General features: G+C 60.0%; 4 protein-coding genes and 1 pseudogene. All 5 read left to right on the plus strand.

The features are described from left to right. Positions 1 to 497, plus strand: a pseudogene (locus AAAB16_RS10950) (chemotaxis protein); the annotation flags it as partial. 32 nt (positions 498 to 529) lie between these two features. Continuing rightward, positions 530 to 895: a response regulator gene (locus AAAB16_RS10955; RefSeq protein WP_110618628.1), complete on the plus strand. Its 366-nt coding sequence runs from the start codon at positions 530 to 532 to the stop codon at positions 893 to 895. A 1-nt stretch (position 896) separates the two neighbouring features. Beyond that, positions 897 to 1,211, plus strand: coding sequence for an STAS domain-containing protein (locus AAAB16_RS10960; protein WP_340663343.1), 315 nt, complete (start codon positions 897 to 899; stop codon positions 1,209 to 1,211). 11 nt (positions 1,212 to 1,222) lie between these two features. Beyond that, positions 1,223 to 3,424, plus strand: a complete 2,202-nt coding sequence (locus AAAB16_RS10965) for a chemotaxis protein CheA (protein ID WP_340663344.1) — start codon at positions 1,223 to 1,225, stop codon at positions 3,422 to 3,424. 10 nt (positions 3,425 to 3,434) lie between these two features. Further along, the gene (locus AAAB16_RS10970; RefSeq protein WP_340663345.1) at positions 3,435 to 5,081 is read left to right on the plus strand and encodes a methyl-accepting chemotaxis protein; all 1,647 of its coding nucleotides are present in this window, start codon (positions 3,435 to 3,437) and stop codon (positions 5,079 to 5,081) included. Positions 5,082 to 5,120 lie beyond the last annotated feature (39 nt).

Raw genomic sequence — 5,120 nt, forward strand, 5'->3', positions numbered from 1 at the left:
TGGTAGCCGATGAGGTGCGCAAGCTGTCCAGCCTGTCAGCCGAAACCGGCCAGCGCATGGTGGAAAAGGTTGGCGAAATCAACAAAGCCATCAGCGCCACCGTAAGCGCAGCCGATCAGTTGTCAGCCAATGAAGAAAACAACCTGCGCTACCTCGATCAAGTCACCGGCGAAATTATGCAAGGCCTGAGCGCCAACCTCGACGAGCTGACCAACAGCTCGCTGCAACTGCAACAGGACACCCGCGTTACCCAGGGCGATATTCAGGAAATTATCGTCAGCCTGCAGTTCCAGGACCGCTCCGACCAGATGCTCGACCATCTGCAAAGCGATATGCAGCGCCTGCACAGCGCCCTGCACGAACAAGACCCGATCATTACCGACCCACAGCGTTGGCTAAGTGAATTGCGCCGCCAGTTCACCACCGACGAGGAAAGGGGCGGCCGCCGCAGCGCCGCTAACACACGCGCAGCGCAAGACGACATCACCTTTTTCTAACCCCTATTGATTGCTGTACGGAGCCCTGCCCCATGGCCAAAACCATTCTTATCGTTGACGACTCCTCGTCCATGCGCCAACTGGTGAAGATGACCCTCACTGGCGCCGGCCACCAGGTGATCGAGGCCGTTGATGGCCGCGATGCGCTGGCCAAGCTGACCGGGCAAAAGGTCAACCTGATTATCAGCGACGTGAACATGCCCAACCTCGATGGCATCGGTTTGGTCAAAGCCCTGAAAGAGCGCGCGGAATACAAATTCACTCCCATCGTTATGCTCACCACCGAAAGCGAGCAAAGCAAAAAGGCCGAAGGCCAGGCCGCTGGTGCGCGGGCGTGGATCGTTAAACCCTTTCAACCGGCGCAGTTGTTGGCCGCCGTTGACAAGCTGGTGAGCTGAGATGTTTCAACTGAGCCAGCACGCCCCTGGCCAACTCGCCATCAGCGGCAGCCTGACCATTTACGAAGTCAGTCAGGCCCACAGCGAACTGGCCGCGGTGCTGCACAGCCAAAGCCAGGCACCGGCCTGGCGTTTGGACCTGAGCGAGGTGGAAGAGCTGGATACCGCTGGCGTGCAGTTGTTACTGGCGCTGCATAAGTCCCTGTTGCAGCTGGGCATCGTGCTGGAAACCTGCAACCCGGCCACCGCCGTACGCGAGCTGCTTGAACTGCTACGCCTCCCCCACTTGCTGCCCTCCCCGGCAGCCCAGGCCTGAGGGCCCAAGCCATGCTTAACGGCGAACAGTGGACCCAACTGCTGCTGGGCTTTATCGAAGAAGCCAGTGAGCTGACCAAACAGGCCGAGGAATACCTGCTGCAACTGGACCAGTCGCCCACTGATGAAGAGGCGCTTAGCGGCCTGTTTCGCGCTATGCACACCATCAAGGGCTCGGCCGGGCTGTTTTCACTGACGCCGTTGGTGAGCTTTACCCACCATCTGGAAAACCTGCTGATGGCGGTGCGTGACGGTGCGGGCACGTTAAGCCCGGCGTTGATTTCCGTGCTGCTGCGTTGTCTGGATGAAGTGGCCTCGATGGTCGCCCTGATCGACCCGCAAACCGGCGAGCTGCCGGTGGATGAGGAGCACCAGAGCCAACTGCTGGCCATCCTTGCTCAGCATGCTGGGACCGAGCATGACGGTACTGCTGCTGCCGCGTCTGAAGCCACTGTTAGCGAGCCGTCCCCTACTCAGCCCGTGGCGGCTGGCGCGAGTGGTGCCTGGCATATTTCCCTGCGCTTTCACGCTGACTTGCTGCGCAATGGTTTCGACCCGGCCGCCTTTGTGCGTTACCTCGGCCGCCTTGGTGAGATCAACCACCTGGCGCTGATCGACGACACCCTGCCGGCGCTGGCTGAGCTGGATCCGGAAAGCTGCTACCTGGGTCTGGAAATTGACCTGCACAGCAACGCCAGTAAAACCGAGATCGAGGAAGTCTTCGAGTTCATTCGCGACTTCTGCACCCTGCATATCCTGCCACCAGACAGCGCGCTGGATGACTACTTAAAACTGATTCAGCAACTGCCCGAAAGCGATGCGCGTATTGGCCAGATTCTGGTCAGTGCCGGTTTGCTGACCGAACACGAGCTGCAAACCGGGCTTAACCTACAAGCGGCTGCCAGCGAGGTGAAACCAGCGCTGGGTGAAGTGTTGGTCAGCCAAGGCATGGTTGCGCCAAAAGCGGTAGATGCGGCCTTGGCCAAGCAAAAAGCCTCGCGGGATAAACGCGTGCAAGAAGCGCCGATTCGGGTGGCCGCGCACAAGCTTGATGAGTTGATCAACCTGGTCGGCGAGTTGGTGATCAGCGCTGCCGGTGCGCAATTGCATGCGCAAAAACACGGCAACGCGCTGTGTGTGGAAAGTACGCAAACGGTCAATCAGCACGTCGAGCAGATTCGCGAGGCAGCGCTGAAAATGCGCATGATCGAGATCGGCGACACCTTCAACCGCTTTCACCGTGTGGTGCGCGACGTCAGCGAACAGTTGGGCAAAGACATCCGCTTGGATATACGCGGCGCCGACACCGAGCTGGATAAATCGGTGATCGACCAGTTGGCCGACCCCCTCACCCACTTGGTGCGCAATGCCATCGACCATGGCATCGAGAACGCCGAGCAACGCGCGGCAGCAGGCAAGCCGGCGCAGGGCTCGTTGCTGCTCAATGCTTATCATGAGTCCGGCATGATCGTGATTGAGGTCAGTGACGACGGTCACGGCCTCAATACCGCGCGCATCCGCGACAAAGCCATCGCCCGTGGGCTGATCGACGCCCAAGCCAATTTGTCTGAGCACGATATCCAACGGCTGATTTTTGCCGCTGGCTTTTCCACCGCAGATGCCGTCTCCGATCTCTCCGGCCGTGGCGTTGGCATGGACGTGGTGCGCAGCGCCATCGACGCCCTGCGCGGCAGCATTGATATTGACTCGGTGCTGGGCCGTGGCACCACCTTCCGCATTCGTTTGCCGTTAACCCTGGCGATTATCGACGGCTTTCTAGTCAGCCTGGGCGACGAACATCTTGTGGTGCCGTTGGACCTGGTCACCGAATGCCTGGAGCTGGACGCCAGCCAATTGGCCCGCGGCACCTACGGCTATATCGAGCTGCGCGGTAAACCACTGCCGTGCATTGACCTGGCGGCGCACTTTGGTCTGCCGGCCAGCCACAGCACGCGGCGCAACATCGTCGTGGTCAACTTTGGCCGCCAGCAGGCCGGGTTGATCGTCGACCACCTGCACGGCGAGCTGCAAACCGTGATCAAACCCCTTGGCCTGCTGTTCCAGCACCTGCAAGGCATCAGCGGCTCCACCATTCTCGGCTCCGGGCAGATTGCCCTGATCCTGGATATTGCCAATCTGTTTAACACCCTGCACCGCAGCGTCGAGACCGACTCGCGCGCCAACCAACCGCGACCGGATCTCACCGGCTCCTAGGAGACACCCCATGAACTCGATACGTAACTTAAAGATCGGCGTCCGCCTGATCGCCGGCTTTACCGTGGTGGTGCTGCTGACCGCTGCGGTGGGCGCGTTGGGCATCTTTAATCTGAGCAAGGTCAATGACCTCTCGGACCAGATGTATGAGCGCGAAATGGCGGCCCTGAGCAATATGCAAACCGCCAACCTGCACCTGGTGTATGCCGGCCGCCATCTGCGCAGTAACCTGCTTGCGACCAACGCCGAAGAACGCGAACGCACCGCGCAACAGGTGCGTGACGCGATGAAAAACATGCACGAGAACCTTGATAAAGCACGCTCCAGTTTCAGTCGGCCAGAGTCGTTGGCCGAGCTGGAAACCTTGACCAAAGAGCTTGCCTCCTACGAGCAAACCGCATTGCGCGTGCTCGAAGTGAGCAAAGCATCCGGCCGTTTTACCGAAGCCAGCGACGTCACCGCTTTGCTGCCACAACTGCGCAGCGAAGGCACGGCGGCAGACGAGAGCATCGCCATGTTGGTGGATCAGAAAAAGCAACGTGCAGCCGAAGCCAACGAGGCCATTTCGGCGATCTACCTGGATTCGCGCACACAGATGATTGTGCTGGTGCTGATCGCCGCCGCTCTGGGCTTTGCCATTGGCATTCTGGTCACCCGCAGCATCACCCGGCCGCTTAACCGTGCGGTGGGCGTGGCCAATAGCCTGGCCGAAGGTGATTTAAGTGTGAGCATTACTGTCGATAGCCAGGATGAAACCGGCAAGCTGCTGGCCTCCATGCAGAACATGACCGAACGCCTGCGTGCGGTGATGAGCGATGTACGCAGCGCCGCCGACTCGCTGTCGTCGGCCTCGGAAGAAGTCAGCGCCACCTCGCAATCGTTGAGCCAGGCCGCGACCGAACAAGCCGCCAGCGTCGAAGAAACCACCGCCTCGGTGGAGCAGATGTCTGCCTCTATTGCGCAAAACACCGAAAGCGCGCAAATCACCGATGGCATTGCCGGCAAAGCCGCCAACGACGCCGTGCAAGGCGGCCAGGCTGTACGCGAAATGGTTCAGGCGATGAAACAGATCGCGGCCAAAATCGGCATCATCGACGACATCGCTTATCAGACCAACCTGCTGGCCCTCAACGCGGCTATCGAAGCCGCGCGTGCTGGCGACCATGGCAAAGGCTTCGCCGTTGTAGCGGCCGAAGTGCGCAAGCTGGCCGAACGCAGCCAAGTAGCCGCGCAGGAAATCGGCGGTGTTGCGACCAACAGCGTGAGCCTGGCCGAACAGGCCGGCAAACTGCTCGACGAGATCGTGCCAAATATCCAGAAAACCTCGGACCTGGTGCAGGAAATCACCGCAGCCTCGCAAGAGCAGTCCAGCGGTGCCGGGCAAATCAATATCGCCATGGGCCAGATGAACCAGATCACCCAACAGAACGCTTCCGCCTCGGAAGAGCTGGCCGCTACCGCCGAAGAAATGAATGCCCAGGCCAGCCAACTGCAAGAGCTGATCGGCTACTTCCGCCTGGATAGCAACAATACGTCCAGCAGCCACAAAGCAGCGCCGCCACGCAGCCAAAACAATGTGCGCGAGCTACGCCGTCAGGAGCCACGCAAGTCGGGGCAAGCGCTGGTCGATGAAGGCCAGTTTGTGAACTTCAACTAAGCGCTGAGTAGCCAAGCCATGCCTCACCTACGAGTCAGT

This window comes from Pseudomonas sp., assembly GCF_037994325.1.
Classification (GTDB): Bacteria; Pseudomonadota; Gammaproteobacteria; order Pseudomonadales; family Pseudomonadaceae; genus Aquipseudomonas.

What these genes read in the sequence shown, in the direction of transcription:
- AAAB16_RS10955 (WP_110618628.1), top strand. Translation starts at nt 530, where the DNA reads ATGGCCAAAACCATTCTTATCGTTGACGACTCCTCGTCCATGCGCCAA.
- AAAB16_RS10960 (WP_340663343.1), top strand. Translation starts at nt 897, where the DNA reads ATGTTTCAACTGAGCCAGCACGCCCCTGGCCAACTCGCCATCAGCGGC.
- AAAB16_RS10965 (WP_340663344.1), top strand. Translation starts at nt 1,223, where the DNA reads ATGCTTAACGGCGAACAGTGGACCCAACTGCTGCTGGGCTTTATCGAA.
- AAAB16_RS10970 (WP_340663345.1), top strand. Translation starts at nt 3,435, where the DNA reads ATGAACTCGATACGTAACTTAAAGATCGGCGTCCGCCTGATCGCCGGC.